This is a genomic window from Streptomyces sp. NPDC015346 (genome assembly GCF_043078785.1).
GTDB lineage: Bacteria > Actinomycetota > Actinomycetes > Streptomycetales > Streptomycetaceae > Streptomyces.
Genome location: NZ_JBIBTW010000004.1, coordinates 296,490 through 312,279 on the forward strand (window position 1 = coordinate 296,490; position 15,790 = coordinate 312,279).

The following is a 15,790-nucleotide window of genomic DNA, read 5'->3' on the forward strand; positions in this document are numbered from 1 at the left end:
ACGACGGAACCGCGGAACGACGGAACAGACGAAACCGCCGCCCCCGGATGGTGGGGGCGGCGGTCTCACCGTCGTACGGCAGGAGGGGTCACTCCCACTCGATGGTGCCCGGCGGCTTGCTCGTCACGTCGAGCACCACGCGGTTCACGTCGGCGACCTCGTTGGTGATCCGGGTCGAGATCTTCGCCAGCACGTCGTACGGCATCCGCGTCCAGTCCGCCGTCATCGCGTCCTCGGAGGAGACGGGGCGCAGGACGATCGGGTGGCCGTAGGTGCGGCCGTCGCCCTGGACGCCCACGGAGCGCACGTCGGCGAGCAGGACGACCGGGCACTGCCAGATGTCCCGGTCGAGACCGGCGGCCGTCAGCTCCTCGCGGGCGATGGCGTCGGCCTCGCGCAGCAGGTCCAGGCGCTCCTTGGTGACCTCGCCGACGATACGGATGCCGAGGCCGGGGCCGGGGAAGGGCTGGCGCTGGACGATCTCGTCCGGCAGGCCGAGCTCCTGGCCGACCATGCGGACCTCGTCCTTGAACAGCTGGCGCAGCGGCTCGACGAGCTCGAACTCCAGGTCCTCGGGGAGCCCGCCCACGTTGTGGTGGGACTTGATGTTCGCGGTGCCGGTGCCGCCGCCGGACTCGACGATGTCCGGGTAGAGCGTGCCCTGGACGAGGAAGGCGACGTCCTCGCCGGCGCCCGCCGACTCGGCGACGATCTCGGCCTGGGCCTGCTCGAAGACGCGGATGAACTCGCGGCCGATGATCTTCCGCTTCTCCTCGGGGTCGGAGACCCCGGCGAGCGCGGTGAGGAACCGCTCCTGCGCGTCGACGACCTTCAGCTGGACGCCGGTGGCGGCGACGAAGTCCTTCTCGACCTGCTCGGTCTCGTCCTTGCGCATCAGACCGTGGTCGACGTACACGCAGGTGAGCTGCGAGCCGATGGCCTTCTGCACGAGGGCGGCGGCCACGGCGGAGTCGACGCCGCCGGAGAGACCGCAGATGGCGCGCTTGGTGCCGACCTGCTCGCGGATGGCCGCGACCTGCTCCTCGATGACGTTGCCGGTGGTCCAGTTCGGCTGGATGCCGGCGCCGCGGTAGAGGAAGTGCTCCAGGATCTGCTGGCCGTGCGTGGAGTGCAGCACCTCGGGGTGGTACTGGACGCCGTACAGCTTCTTCTCGTCGTTCTCGAAGGCGGCGACCGGCACGACGTCCGTGGACGCGGTGACGGCGAAGCCCTCGGGAGCGGCGGAGCAGGCGTCGCCGTGCGACATCCACACGGACTGCTCGCTCGGCGTGCCCTCGAAGAGGGTCGAACCGCTCTTGGAGACGTACAGCGGGGTACGGCCGTACTCGCGGGCGCCCGTGTTGTCGACGGTGCCACCGAGGGTGGTCGCCATCAGCTGGAAGCCGTAGCACATGCCGAAGACGGGGACACCGGCCTCGAAGATGGCGCGGTCGAGGCGCGGGGCGCCCTCCGCGTACACGGAGGACGGACCGCCGGAGAGGATGATCGCCTTGGGGTTCTTGGCCAGCATCTCGGCCACCGGCATGGTGGACGGGACGATCTCGCTGTAGACCCGGGCCTCACGGACACGGCGGGCGATGAGCTGGGCGTACTGGGCGCCGAAGTCGACAACGAGGACTACGTCCGGGTTGGAGACGTCGGGCGCGGCAGCGGGAGTCGCTGATGACACTACGGCGGCCTTCCGGCGGTAGGGAGGGTCCCCCGAGAGGGGGGCTATTTGTCGATTCTACCGGCGCGCCCGTGTCGCTTTTCGTCTCACCATCCGAACCGGGTGTGGCCGGCCGCCCGGGCGGGAGTCCATACTGTCGCCATGCGCAAGCTCTCGACCTTCGTCTTTACCTATGGCACCGGCCCGTCCGGCTGCCATGGTCGTGCTGCTTGAGCAACTGACAAGCGACTTCCCAGGCGCCCCGGGCCGACAAGGCCCGGGGCGCTTCGTGGTTTCCGGGCCGTGTCGCTCCGGGGCAGCCGACCCCGACAGCCGAAGGAACCCCACGATGACCACCACGACCACGCCCACTACGCCGACCACGCCGACCGCGAACACCGCTGAGAAGACCGGCGCCCGCACCGACGAGGCCGCCGCGCTCATCGGCGACGCCCGGGAGCGGATCGACGCCCTCGACGACCGGATCATCGGCCTGATCCAGGAACGGATGGCCGTCTCGGCCGTGATCCAGGAGGCCCGGATCGGCTCGGGCGGCCGCCGGGTGAACCTCGCGCGCGAGATGGAGGTCCTGGGCCACTACCGGGACGCGCTGGGCAAGCCGGGCACCTCGCTCGCGATGACCGTCCTGGAGCTGTGCCGGGGCCGCGTCTGACCTGCGGGGGCGCCGGGCACCGGCAGTCGGCTCGACCCGCGGCCGCCGGGGGGACGCGACGGATCTGAGTTCGGGCCCGGTCTCACCCGTACGGCGCGTGACCGGCTCCCGTACCCCTTCGTTGGTCGTGGTGTCCGTGCCAGCCAGGGGCGGGCCCGAAAAAACCACGCGTGGCTTCGCTGGGGCGTGTGACGTACCGCAAGTACGTCGTGGGACCTCGCCCCAGCGCGTGTGACCGGACGGCAGGGGACAGCAGCCCGGTCACCGATAAAGGGCGGTCGGCCCCCGGGGACGCCCGGGGCCGACCGCAACCGGTCCAGACGGATGCGCCGGCACCCGTCCCGCACGAGTCGCGCGATGCGCGACAACCCCACACCTCCCCGTCCCACACACCACCCCACGCGGCGCTCACCCCCCCGGCGCCGCTCCCGCTCGGCACCGCCGCTGCCCTGACACCGGTGCCGAACCGCAAGGGCCCCGCCGCGACCGGAATCGCGCAGCGGGGCCCTTGCCCTGCCCGGACACTCCCCCACGCGCGGGAGTGACGCGCGTCACACCACAAATCCTGTCGGCGGCTACAACCAATCCCCCTGGCCACAGGTCATCTATGCGGCACCACCCAGAAGACTGGAGAGGCGCTGCACTCGGAGGGGGGTGCAGCGCCTCTTCCATATCCGGAACGCGTCCGCTCCGAACGCCGTCCGGAGCGGCGCGGCTACAACGGCTGCCACGGCTGCGCCGACTACGCCGGCTGAGAGCCCTCCAGCGGCTTGGAATCCTTCGGCGGCACGGCCGGGATCCCCAGGAACGGCAGCTTCAGCGCGCCGAAGGCGTCCGCCGGGACCGTCGGGGCCTTCGGGGCGACCGCGGCGAGACGGACGTACGCCTCTCCCTGCCTCGGCCGCGGGTCCTCCTCGCCCTTGTTCGGCCAGAAGGACATCGCCCGCTCCGCCTGGGCCGTGATCGTCAGCGAGGGGTTGACGCCGAGGTTCGCGGAGATGGCCGCCCCGTCGACGACCGAGATGCCCGGGTGGCCGTAGAGCCGGTGGTACGGGTCGATGACACCGGACGCTGCGTCGGCGCCGATCGGGCAGCCGCCGAGGAAGTGCGCGGTCAGCGGGGTGCCCATCAGCTCGCCGATGTTGGAGCCGGCGAAGCCGTTGATCTCCTCGGCGAGCAGGGACGCGGCCCGGGTCGCCTCGGGGATCTGGTTCGGGTTGGGCGCGCCGTGGCCCTGGCGGGCGGTGAGCAGGCCCTTTCCGATGCCGCCGGGCTTGCGGAAGGTCGTCAGGGAGTTGTCCAGAGATTGCATGACCAGACCGATGATGGTCCGCTCCGACCAGCGGCGGTTGGAGAGCGAGCGGACCGCGAGGGCGGGGTGCCGGGCCATGTGGAGGAGCCAGTTCCGTACCCGGTGCGCGCCGTAGGGCACCTGGAGGATGGTCATGCCGCCCATGGCGTTGGAGCCCTTGCCGTACCGGACCGGTTCGATGTGGGTGTTCTCGTCCGGGTGGATCGAGGAGGTGATCGCGACCCCGCGCGTGAAGTCGACCTTGGCGGCGCCGTGCTTCTTGCGGTAGCGCCGGTCGGTGGTCTGCGAGCCCACCAGCGCCTCGGAGTTCGTACGGGTCAGCTCCCCGAGGCGGGCGGAGATCCGGGGCAGCAGACCGGTGTCCTTCATCCGGTGCAGCAGCGTCTGCGTGCCGTACGTACCGGCCGCGACGACGACCCGCCGGGCGGTGAACGTCCTCCCCTTGCCCTTCTTCCGGTTGTCCGTGGGGAGCGTCTTGACCGCGAACCCGCCCCGCGAGTCCTCGGTGAGGGCGACGACCGAGGTCATGGGGTGGACGACGGCGCCGGCCTTCTCGGCGAGGTAGAGGTAGTTCTCGTTCAGGGTGTTCTTCGCGCCGTGGCGGCAGCCCGTCATGCACTCGCCGCACTCGGTGCACGCCGTGCGGGACGGGCCGACGCCGCCGAAGTACGGGTCGGCGACCTCCGTGCCCGGCTTCGCCTTCACGGCCCCCTCGGCGTCCGCCCCGTCCCCGAAGAAGACGCCGACCGGCGCCATGTGGAAGGTGTCGCCGATGCCCATGGCCTGCGCGGTCGCCTTCAGGTGGACGTCCGAGGGGGTCATCGTCGGGTTGAGGCGGACGCCCAGCATCCGCTTGGCCTGGTCGTAGTAGGGCGCCAGCTCCTCCCGCCAGTCCGTGATGTCCCTCCACTGCGGGTCGTCGAAGAACGGCTCGAGCGGTACGTAGAGGGTGTTGGCGTAGTTGAGGGATCCGCCGCCGACCCCGGCGCCCGCGAGCACCATCACGTTGCCCAGCAGGTGGATGCGCTGGATGCCGTAGAGACCGAGGGCGGGGGCCCAGAGGAAGTTCTTCAGGTCCCAGGAGTTCTTGGGCAGTTCGCCGCGGGTGAAGCGGCGGCCGGCCTCCAGGACGCCGACCCGGTAGCCCTTCTCGGTCAGGCGCAGGGCGGTGACCGAGCCGCCGAAGCCGGAGCCGACGACGATGACGTCGTAGTCGTACGCACCGTCGTCTTCCTGATTTTGGGCAGGGGGTACCGCGGCCATGGCTCTCCTCGTACGGAAAAGTGCGGAACGTACGGAACGTATGTAAACGTGCGGAACGTATGCAAACGGGTGGATGCGGACGGGGTGTCAGCGCAGGCGCAGGGCCTTCATCGCCTTCAGGGACACGCTCATGAACGCGGCGTACTTCTCGTCGTCCATCCCGAAGGAAGGAGCGAGCGGCATCAGCCGCTGCTGGGCGACGGTCTGGGCCTCGGTGTACTTGAGGATGCCCTCGGAGCCGTGGCGCCGGCCGAGGCCGGAGTCCTTCATGCCGCCCATCGGCGCCTGCACGCTGCCGTACGCCGGGGCGTACCCCTCGTTGATGTTGACCGTGCCGGTGCGCAGCCGGGCGGCGATGGCGTGGCCGCGCCGCGAGTCCTTCGTCCAGACGGAGGAGTTGAGGCCGTACGGGGTGGCGTTGGCCAGCTCGACGACCTCGTCCTCGTCCGTGAAGCGGTAGATGGAGACGACCGGGCCGAAGGTCTCCTCGGTGCAGACGGACATCGGGGCCTCGACGCCGTCGAGGATGGTCGGCTCGTAGAAGAGCGGGCCGATGTCGGGGCGGGCGACGCCGCCCGCGACGAGCCTGGCGCCCTTGGCGACGGCCTCCTCGACGTGCCGGGTGACGGTCTCCAGCTGCCGCTCGCCGACGAGGGAGCCCATGTCGGCGCCGTAGGAGAGGGAGTTGCCGAGGCGCATCGCCTTCGTACGGGCGGCGAACCGGGCGACGAAGTCGTCGGCGACCGACGCGTGGACGTACAGCCGCTCGATGGAGATGCAGAGCTGTCCGGCGGAGGAGAAGCAGGCGCGGACGGCGCCGGCGGCCGCCTTCTCGACGTCGGCGTCCTCCAGGACCAGCATGGCGTTCTTGCCGCCGAGTTCGAGGCTCACGCCGACGAGCCGGGCGGCCGCGCCCTGGGCGACCTGGCGTCCGGTGCGGGTGGAGCCGGTGAAGGAGACGTAGTCGGCGTGCTTGACGACCTCGGGGCCGACGACCGGCCCTTCGCCGAGGACGACCTGGAAGACGCCGGCCGGGAGGCCGGCCTCGATGAGCAGGTCACGGGCCCAGAGGGCGGTGAGGGCGGTCTCGGTGTCCGGCTTCATCACGACGGCGTTGCCGGCGACGAAGGCAGGGAGCGCGTCGCCGACCGACAGCTCCAGAGGGTAGTTCCAGGGCGCGATCTGGCCGACGACACCGCGCGGCTGGCGCAGCTCGGTGACCTTGGTGAGGGTCGGTACGACGCCGGTGTGGCGCTTGGGGCGCAGGTAGGAGGGGGCCTTGCGGCCGTAGTGGCGGGCGGCGACGGCGACCGCCTGGACCTCCTCGTGCGCGTGGAGCCGGGCCTTGCCGGTCTCCAGCTGGATGAGGTCGAGCACCTCCGCCTGCCGTTCGAGGACCAGGTCGTGGAAGCGGAGGAGGACGGCGGCGCGGGCCTTGACGGGGGTCGCTGCCCAGGCGACCTGGGCGGCGCGGGCGAGGGCGAAGGCCTCGGCGACGTCCTCGGGGGTGGACTCGGGCAGGTCGGCCAGCTTCTCCCCGGTGAAGGGGGTGTGGTTGGCGGTCCGGCCGGAGCCGACGACACCGCGGGTGAGCTGCGCGACCACCTCGGGAGTGACCACGTCGGCTGCGGTACGGGCGCCGGCCGGTGAGGGCGCGAGCGGGTTCGTCCCCTTGCCGGAGGTGGGGGCAGCGTGGGTGGCCGTGGCCGTGGCGGTGGAGGCCTGCGAGTCCGTCATGAGGGGGAGAGTAGGCGGCATTCCGCTCTTTGGGTACCCGTCGGTAATGCGTTTTCACCGGGTGCGCACAATCGCGCCAGCGATCACTGGCGCATAAGCCCTGATCAGCGACTTACGGTCGGCCAGGAGTACGATTCCGGGATTTTCGGCGGGTCAGTCGCCCGGCGCCCGCCAGTGCTGGAGAACGATGTCGAACTGCTCCCGGGTGGTCTCCCAGCTCGCCTCCGGGGAGGACATGTACAGGGCGTACTCGGTGCCGTCGTCCCCGAAGTACATCTGGTCGATCGCGTGCCTCGGGCCCGGGAAGCTCTGCCTCTCGTGCCAGGTGAACTCCCACCGCGCCGAGCGGACCTGGTCACGGTAGGTGTTCTGGTGCAGCAGGACCCGCTGGTACTTGAGCCGTTTCTTCAGGGTCTTCTCGAGGTCCAGCGCGTGCATGTACGGGTTCTCGAAGTCGGGCGTCGGGTCGATGCTGATCCGGATGCGGTGGCGGCCGTTGTCCGGCGTGTAGTCGATGTTGTCGCCGTCCATCTGCCGCTTCCAGCCCTTGGGCACCAGCAGGCTGAAGCCCTTCGGGTCCTCCACCCGGTGCCAGCCCGCCGGAACGCCGTCCGTCGCCGGCTTCGTCGCCGTGGAGTGGCCGGCTGCCCCGTCCTTGGCGCCACCGTCGGAGGGGTTCATGGCGACGAAGACGGCTCCGCCGGCGATCAGGCCGGCGAGCACGGCCGCCGTGACCGCCATGCCCGCCGTACGCCACCGGCCGCGGCTCCGCACCGGGGCCGGGGGCAGCGGCGGGGCGGTGACCGGTGGGGCGGTGACCGGTGGGGCGGCGGGCGCGGGCTGCCGCGCTGTCGACTGCCGGAGACCGGCGGAGGTCAGCTCCTCCCGCCCCACCCGCCGCGTCGGTACGTACGCCTGCGCCGCGACCGGGTCGCGGCCCTCCATGGCGTCGAGCAGCATGCGCTCGGCCTCGTCCGCGCGCGGCCGGTCGGCCGGATCCTTGCGGAGCAGCGCGACGATGACGGAGGCCAGCGCGCCGGCCTTCCCCGGATGCGGCGGCTCCTCGTCGACGACGGCCTGCATGGTGCTGATCGGCGAGCTTCTGCGGAACGGCGAGACGCCCTCCACCGCCGTGTACAGCGTCGCGCCGAGCGACCAGAGGTCGGAGGCCGGTCCGGGGTCCCCGCCCCGTACCCGCTCGGGCGCCAGATAGTCGATGGAGCCGACCAGTTCACCGGTACGCGTAATGGTGGAGTCGCCCTCGATCGCCGCGATCCCGAAGTCGGTGAGCAGGACCCTGCCGTCCCTGGCCAGCAGGACGTTGCCGGGCTTGACGTCCCGGTGCAGCACGCCGGCCGCGTGCGCGGCGCGCAGGGCGCCGAGGACGTGCAGTCCGATCCTGGCCGCCTCACGGGCCTCGATCGTGCCGGCCTCCTTGGCGGCGTCCGCGAGCGAGGGGCCGTCGACGTACTGCATCACGATCCACGGCCGGTCGTCGTGCTCCAGCACGTCGTGCACCGTGACCACGCCCGGGTGGGTGATCCGCGCCGCGGCCCGGGCCTCCTTCTGCGTCCGCGCGTGGAGGACAAGCCGGTCGGCCTCCGCCGCGAACCGACCCGCCGTCAGTTCCTTGACCGCCACCACCCGGTGCAGGACTTCGTCATGGGCGCGCCAGACCTTGCCCATGCCACCGCGACCTATGCTTTCGGCCAGCCGGTAGCGTCCGGCGAGCAGGAGACCCTCCCCGGTTTCCGCCCCGGTCCCTCTGCCGCCGCCGGACTCCGCACCTGTGTTCTGAGACTGTTCCACTTGCCCCCGCCCGTTCCTTCGGATGCCAGGTTACGGAGGGGGATACGGGGGACGGAACCTCGGGGCTGGCATAGGAACGCCACTGTGACCAGGGCGAGGTGGACCGACGTCTTTCGGCCACATATGCCTGCCCCCTGACCGGGGCTCAGCGGGTCGGGCGGTAGGCCTTCACGGCCTGGTCGTAGATCTCGGACACCTTGTCCCGCTCGCTCTCCGGCCCGATGACCTGGACGACGTGGTAGCGGCCGCCGTCGATCAGGGCCAGATTGCGGACGAACACCTCACGGCCCGTGCTGTCCTGCCAGGTGAACTGCCCCACCGCCATGGCCTGCTGACCGACGTCGATCCGGCGCAGCCCGGAGGCGCTGGACCAGGACGAGTCCCGCCAGGGCTGGAGCTCGCGCTCCTTGGTCCGCTGATACGCCATCGGATCCGAGCCGTTGGCCTGCACCGTGTCGCGGCCGGGGACGACGATCAGGATGAAATCGCCTCCGGTGTAGCGCACTTGGCCCGCGTCGTTGACGGGACTGCGCCGCCATCCGTCGGCGACACCCACCTGGAAGCCCTCCGGGTCCTTGCGCAGGGTGTATCCGGCGGCGAGCGCGGGCGTGCTGGGTTCGGTGGCGGGCGGAGTCGTCCGGCCGGAACTCGGCCGGGAGCCGGGCTCGGCGCTGGGCGTGGAGCTCGGCTTGGAGCTCGGCCCGGCGGGCGGGGCGGACTGTCCTGTGGGCACGTTCGCGGGGCGCTTGGCTGGGCCTTGGCCCTCGGCGGCCTCCTTGGGCATGAACATCACGGCGTACGCGATGGCGCCGCCGAGCAGGAGGAGGATCAGGAGCAGGAGCGTCCGTCCCAGGGAACGCGGGGACCGGGGCAGCCGTCCGTCGCGGGACGGTCGCGGCGCCCGGGGCGGGCGCGGGGCGCGCTGCGGAAGCTCCTCGTGGAACCGCTCCTGGGGCCGCTCGTGCCGGGACTCCTCGCGTACGCCGCGGCGCTCGTCGTGCCGTACGTCGTGGTGGCGGGGCGTGCGGGGCTCCCTGCCCTTCTTGTGGCGGTGGCGGCCACCGGCCGCCGACCCGCGGCGCCTGCGCACCAACTCGCCGCGCCGGCGCACCACGGGCAGCCGTGTCGCGTCCATGGGGGGCAGGGGGACGACCCCGAGGCCGGCCTCGGGCTCCGGCGCGGAGCGGACGAGGGAGCGCAACCAGCCGCGCAGCTCCTCGAAGTCGGGGCGCTCGGTGGGGTCCTGGCGGAGCAGCGATTCGACGACCGGGCGCAGCGGGCCGCACTCCTCCGCGAAGGCGGGTGGCTCGGCGCAGACGAGCTGGACCAGTTCGGCGGCGTTGTCCTCGGGGTAGGGGGCGTGGCCCTGAACGGCCCGGTAGAGGAGCGCGCCGAGCGCCCAGAGGTCCGTGGCGGGGCCGATGGGCGGAGCGAGCCGCCAGTTCTCGTGGACCGGTCCGGCCTGTTCGGGCGCCCAGCGCTCGGTGACGGCGCCGACGACGGCGATCCGGGCCTGCCGGGCGCGCTCACCGGCGAGTCGGGTGGCCGGACCCCGGTAGACGTGCGCGGGGCCGCCGCTCCCCTCGGCCGGCTCGCCCCAGCCGCCCCTTCCACCCTGGCCGGAGGACGGTACGGGGGCGGCGGGTACGGGGACGGGGACGGGCGCCGGAGCGGGCGCGGGGGTGTAGCCGGCCGGGAGGGCGGGGCGGCCCGAGCCGGGGAGTACCTGCCCGCCGCCCGCCGGGACGGGCGGAGAGCTGTCGCGGGAAGCGTGCGGACCGTCGCTCCAGGAGCCGGTGAGCAGCGCGCGCGGCGGGCTGCCGCCTTCGGGGCGGTAGCCGTCCGGGGAGGTGCGGTCGGTCTCGTCCGGGTCGTCGTCATCGTCATCGTCGTCCACCGCCTGGGACCACCACTGCGGCTCCGGTCCGAGGCCCTGGGCGGGCACCGGTGACGGGGGCGGGGGCACGGGGCGCTGGACCGGGACGGCCCCGGTCTCGCCGATCTGCGCGGCGGCCCGGGCTCCCGCCCGGTAGGCGGCGATGGCCCCGGCGCGCGCCGCCCGTACATCGGAGACGGCGGGTGTCGGCGTCCGGGCCGACGCGGGCCCGGGCACAGGCGCGGCAGGCAGAGTCGGCGTCGACGTCGGCCTTCCGGAAAGGTCCGCCGCTTCCGCCGCATCGGTCCCGTCCGTCGCCTCCGGCCCGTCCGCCGCCTCGATCTCCGTAAGTCCGCGCGCTCCGGGCACGCTCGTCGCACCCGTCGGCGCCTCCTCCCCGGATCCGCCGCCGGGGCCGCCGCCGGGGCCGCCGTACCCCCGCTCGCCCTCCTCCTGGAGCGGCACCGGTGCGTACCCGCACAGGGCCTCCTCCGCCGCGCCGGCCGCGAGTCCGGTCAGCACCACGCGCCCGTCGTCGCAGACGAGCACCGTGCGGGCGGTGATGTTGCGGTGGGTCCAGCCGTGCGCGTGCAACGCCCTCAGGGCGGTGAGGACGTCGGAGCCGATCTCGGCGGCGCGGTAGGGGGTCAGGGGCCGCTCGGCGAGGAGCGCCGCCAGCGGCGTGGCCACCACCAGCTCACTCACTATCCACAGCGAACCGGCCTCCGCGAACACGTCGAAGACCTGGTCGAGGCGGGGATGGTCGGGGATCTGGGCGGCCGCCTGCGCGGCCTCGACGGCCCGGCGCACCGCGGGGTCGGCCGGCCGCCGGGTCGCCCGGCCCTGGGCGCGGTACGGCGTGTATCCGGCACCGTCGTCCTCGACGACCTCGGCGTCGACCACCTCGGGCAACGGCACCTGACGGACGAGGACTTCCTGGCCGCTGTAGGTGTCGAAGGCGCGCGTCTCCAGGAGTTCGTACGCGTCCGCGGGCGGCAGCGGCAGGCGGTAGCGGTCGGCGAGCACCCTTCCCGCGTAGTCCTCCACGACACCTCCCCACCGAGCGCGCTGTCCTCCGGGTTCCCACGGACCCCATGGATCCCATGGAGCGTACGAGAACCGTCAATTCCGGTCCGGCCCGGTGCAGTTAACGGCTCTGTTCGGCTGCGTACGGTCCGCGACCTCTCACGATACGTGGCGCCGGTCAGTCCTTGGGGCTGAACGTGGCGAACGCCGTGTCCCGCAGCGTCTTGCACGCGGCGGCGTGCCACTCGTCGGCCTTGCAGCTGACCATGATGGAGTAGCCGCGCTTGGCGTCCACCTTGAAGCCGCGGTTGAGTATCCGCACGCGCATGCCGCTCTGGTTCCGCTCGAACTCCCAGTCGGCGACGGTCGGATAGCCCTTGTACGGGACGCTCCTGATGCCGATCGTCTTGTACCCCTTGCTGGACGCGGCCACCCCCGCCACGGCGGCGGCCCAGGCGCTGCGCGCGTCGTCCTTCGGGCTGCTGTTGAAGTCGACCTGGACGCGCGGGAAGCCGCCGTTCGCGTTGAATATCCCGCCGGAGTTCAGGCCCGCGATGGCATTGAGCTTGAAGGTCGCCGGCATCGCCATGGAGAAGTGGAACCGGTCGTTGCTCACCATGACGTACCCGGCGGGCAGCTGCGGGCCACCCGCGTCCGTACCGCCGGTGCCGGGATTCGAGGACGGCGTGCCGCTCTGCTCGCCCGTGCCGCCCGGCTTCTCCCCACCCTGCTGACCGGGATCGCTCGGCGTCTGCCCCTGCTGCTCGCCGTCGCCGTTGCCGGCCGTGGCGCCGGCCGAGGTCACCTTGTCCCCGGCGCCCTTGTCCCCGCCCGTGTTCTCCGTCCCCTCCCCGCCGCCGAGGGCGACGGTCAGGATGGTGCCGAGCAGGGCCAGGACCACGACCGCGGCGATGATCACGAGGGTGCGGCGGGGTACGACGTCGGTGAGCGAGGCCCGCGGCTGCGGCGGCCGGTTTGCGCCCTGAAGCGGCTCCGGCCTCGGCTTGGCCTTCTGCTCGGGCTTCACCGCGGCGGCCGCGTTGCGCACGGACTTCAGCGCCCCGCGCAGCCGCTCGGCGGCCGCGTCGGCCGGCTTCTCCTTCGGTACGGAGGCGAACGGCGGCGTGGCCGGCAGCGGCGGCAGCGGAACGACCCGGGTGGCCTCCGGCGACGGCTCCGGTTCGATCACCGGCGGCGGCGCGTCGAGCACGGCCCTGAGCAGCACCCGCGCGCCGGCGTCGTCGAGCCGCTGCGCGGGGTCCTTGGCGAGCAGGCCGTAGATGACCTTCTCCAGCAGGGGCCCGGCGTTCTTCGGCGGGTCGACGGGCTCGGTCATCACGGCGGTCAGCGTCGCGATCGCCGATCCCTTGTCGTACGGCGGGCTGCCCTCGACGCTCGCGTACAGCAGGCCGCCGAGCGACCACATGTCGGCGGCCGGGCCGGGCTTGTGACCACGGGCCCGCTCGGGCGAGATGTACGAGGGCGCGCCGACGAGCATGCCGGTGGAGGTGATCGACGGGTCGCCCTCGACCTGGGCGATGCCGAAGTCGGTGAGGACGACACGGCCGTCCTCGGCGATCAGGACGTTGGACGGCTTCACGTCGCGGTGCAGGATGCCCTCGCGGTGCGCCGAGCGCAGCACGTCGAGGATGGCGAGGCCGACCTCGGCGGCGCGGTGGGGTGTCAGCGTGCCGTCCTCACGGACGGCGTCGGCGAGGGACTTGCCCTCGATGAGTTCCATGACGATCCACGGCCGGTCGTCCTCGTCGACGACGTCGTAGACCGTGACGGCGCCGTTGTTACGGATCCGGGCGATGGCCTTCGCCTCGCGCAGGGTCCGGGTGATGAGGCGTCGCTTCTCGTCCTCGTCGATGCTGTTGGGGAAGCGCAGCTCCTTGACGGCGACGGTCCGCCCGAGCGTCTCGTCGACCGCGCGCCACACGGTGCCCATGCCGCCGCGACCGAGCACCCCGTCGAGGCGGTAGCGCCCGGCGAGCAGCCGCCCTTCGGACGTCGGCGCCGCGCCGGTCCGCGCGGAACGCCCCTCCGACGCGGCCTTCGCCTTCGGCTTCACGGGCGGCGCGTCCTCGGGTTCCTTCGCACCGGGCGTCTTCCCGGATCCGCCGTCCGTGGACCCGGACCGGGACCCGGCCTCGGAAACGGCACCGGAATCGGCTCCTGACGGGGCTCCGGACCGGGAATCCGACCCTGAGGGCCCGGAATCAGGCCCGGAATCGGGCTTGACCGTGCGGTCGGCGGCGCCGCCGCCGGCACCTTCCGCGCCACTCTTCCTGTCCGTCTTCGGGCCTGACTCCACGTCCGGCTCCGCCTCACGGGCCGCTGGAACCACACCTCGGTCGCCGTCGGTTCCGGCACCCGCGCCGGCGTCCCGCCGAGGGTCCCGCGCCGTGTCCCGCGACTGCTCCGCCTCCGACATGCGTCCCCTCTGCGATCCCTGATCTTCGCCCGCGCTGCCGCTTCCCGCGCGATGCGGTAACCCGCCCTGGAAGAGAGCCCATTGTCTCTCACTCCGGGACCGATGCCGATCCCGGGTCCGCACTCCCAGAGGACGGCCCCTGGAGAAAGCGCTCCCCATCACGCCACCCGACGCGAAGCCACCCCCCGAAGGTTCCCCTCCCGCGGCACCAGGATGCCGCACCCGCCCGCCAACGGCCCCCGACGGCCGGTCAGATGGGCACGATGTCCGGTGCTCCGAGCCGCGCCGCGTCCGCCGTCAGGTCGTCCGGCTGCCGCTGCGACTCGCGTTCCGCCTCCACCCGCTTCTCGTAGTGCTCCACCTCCTTGTCGATCTGGTGGTGGTCCCAGCCCAGGACCGGTGCCATCAGTTCGGCGCACTCCCGCGCGCTCCGCGTCCCCCGGTCGAAGGTCTCGATCGAGATCCGGGTCCGCCGGGTCAGCACGTCGTCCAGGTGCCGGGCCCCTTCGTGCGAGGCGGCGTAGACGATCTCGGCGCGCAGATAGTCGTCGGCGCCCGTCAGCGGGTCGGCGAGCCCCGGGTCGGCGGCGATCAGCTCCAGGATCTCCTCCGTCAGGGCTCCGTAGCGGTTGAGCAGATGCTCGACCCGGACGACATGGAGGCCGGTCCGCGCGGCGATCCGGGCCCGCGCGTTCCACAGCGCCTTGTAGCCCTCGGCGCCGATGAGGGGGACGTCCTCCGTGACGCAGTCGGCGACACGCTGATCGAGGGCGTGCACGGCGGCGTCGACGGCGTCCTTGGCCATGACCCGGTAGGTCGTGTACTTCCCGCCCGCGACGACGACGAGGCCGGGGACCGGATGGGCGACGGTGTGCTCGCGGGAGAGTTTGCTGGTGGCGTCCGACTCACCGGCCAGCAGGGGGCGCAGCCCCGCGTATACCCCCTGCACGTCGTCCCTGCCGAGCGGGACGGCGAGGACGGTGTTCACATGCTCGAGCAGATAGTCGATGTCGGCGCTGGACGCGGCCGGATGGGCCTTGTCCAGGTCCCAGTCGGTGTCCGTGGTGCCCACGATCCAGTGCCGCCCCCACGGGATCACGAACAGGACGGACTTCTCGGTCCGCAGGATGAGGCCGGTGGTGGAGTGGATCCGGTCCTTGGGCACCACCAGATGGATGCCCTTCGACGCCCGTACGTGGAACTGCCCCCTCTCCCCGATGAGGGCCTGGGTGTCGTCCGTCCACACCCCGGTCGCGTTCACGATCTGCCTGGCGCGGATCTCGTACTCGCCGCCCGCCTCGACGTCCTTCACCCGGGCGCCGACGACGCGTTCGCCCTCGCGCAGGAAGCCGACCACCCGTGCGCGGCTGGCGGCCGTCGCTCCGTAACTCGCCGCCGTGCGCACCAGAGTGGCGACGAAGCGGGCGTCGTCCATCTGGGCGTCGTAGTACTGCAACGCCCCGACCAGGGCGTCCTTCTTCAGGCAGGGCGCGACGCGCAGCGCGCGGCGCCGTGAGAGGTGGCGGTGGACCGGCAGGCCCCTGCCGTGGCCCGAGGACACCGACATCGCGTCGTACAGCGCGACGCCCGAGCCCGCGTAGAGCCGCTCCCATCCCTTGTGGCGCAAGGGATAGAGGAAGGGCACCGGCTTCACGAGATGGGGTGCGAGCCGCTCCAGGAGCAGCCCGCGCTCCTTCAGCGCCTCCCGTACCAGCGCGAAGTCCAGCATCTCCAGATAGCGCAGGCCGCCGTGGATCAGCTTGCTCGACCGGCTCGACGTGCCGGACGCCCAGTCGCGGGCCTCCACGAGGCCGGTGGAGAGCCCTCTGGTGACCGCGTCGAGGGCAGTCCCGGCGCCGACGACGCCGGCGCCCACGACCAGCACGTCCAGTTCACGCTCGGCCATCGCCGCGAGCGCTTCCGCGCGCTCGGCGGGTCCCAGTTTCGCTGTCCTCACCGCTGCCTCCCGTCGTCCCCCCGTGTGGTCG

The 15,790-nt window shown here is 72.4% G+C and carries 8 protein-coding genes; 1 reads left to right on the forward strand and 7 read right to left on the reverse strand.

Going from position 1 to position 15,790, the window contains the following annotated elements:
- Positions 1-88: 88 nt before the first annotated feature.
- The gene (gene guaA / locus ACF06X_RS16425; protein ID WP_392287967.1) at positions 89-1,690 is read right to left on the reverse strand and encodes a glutamine-hydrolyzing GMP synthase; all 1,602 of its coding nucleotides are present in this window, start codon (positions 1,688-1,690) and stop codon (positions 89-91) included.
- 328 nt (positions 1,691-2,018) lie between these two features.
- Here guaA and ACF06X_RS16430 point away from each other — a divergent pair, with 328 nt between their 5' ends.
- Positions 2,019-2,342 carry a chorismate mutase gene (locus ACF06X_RS16430; RefSeq protein ID WP_392287968.1) on the forward strand — a complete coding sequence of 108 codons (324 nt, stop codon included), beginning with the start codon at positions 2,019-2,021 and terminating at the stop codon, positions 2,340-2,342.
- A 742-nt stretch (positions 2,343-3,084) separates the two neighbouring features.
- Here the strand turns inward: ACF06X_RS16430 and ACF06X_RS16435 are convergent.
- From ACF06X_RS16435 to ACF06X_RS16460, 6 genes are all read right to left on the reverse strand, one after another.
- Positions 3,085-4,917: a GMC oxidoreductase gene (locus tag ACF06X_RS16435; RefSeq protein WP_392287969.1), complete on the reverse strand. Its 1,833-nt coding sequence runs from the start codon at positions 4,915-4,917 to the stop codon at positions 3,085-3,087.
- An 87-nt stretch (positions 4,918-5,004) separates the two neighbouring features.
- Positions 5,005-6,654, reverse strand: a complete 1,650-nt coding sequence (locus ACF06X_RS16440; protein WP_392287970.1) for a succinic semialdehyde dehydrogenase — start codon at positions 6,652-6,654, stop codon at positions 5,005-5,007.
- A gap of 153 nt (positions 6,655-6,807) precedes the next feature.
- Positions 6,808-8,340 carry a serine/threonine-protein kinase gene (locus tag ACF06X_RS16445; RefSeq protein WP_392287971.1) on the reverse strand — a complete coding sequence of 511 codons (1,533 nt, stop codon included), beginning with the start codon at positions 8,338-8,340 and terminating at the stop codon, positions 6,808-6,810.
- 268 nt (positions 8,341-8,608) lie between these two features.
- Complete coding sequence (locus ACF06X_RS16450; protein WP_392287972.1) at positions 8,609-11,386, reverse strand: protein kinase; 2,778 nt, start codon at positions 11,384-11,386, stop codon at positions 8,609-8,611.
- A 157-nt stretch (positions 11,387-11,543) separates the two neighbouring features.
- Positions 11,544-13,802 carry a protein kinase gene (locus ACF06X_RS16455; protein WP_392287973.1) on the reverse strand — a complete coding sequence of 753 codons (2,259 nt, stop codon included), beginning with the start codon at positions 13,800-13,802 and terminating at the stop codon, positions 11,544-11,546.
- Positions 13,803-14,052: 250 nt separating this feature from the next.
- Positions 14,053-15,759: a glycerol-3-phosphate dehydrogenase/oxidase gene (locus ACF06X_RS16460; protein WP_392287974.1), complete on the reverse strand. Its 1,707-nt coding sequence runs from the start codon at positions 15,757-15,759 to the stop codon at positions 14,053-14,055.
- Between the last annotated feature and the right edge of the window lie 31 nt (positions 15,760-15,790).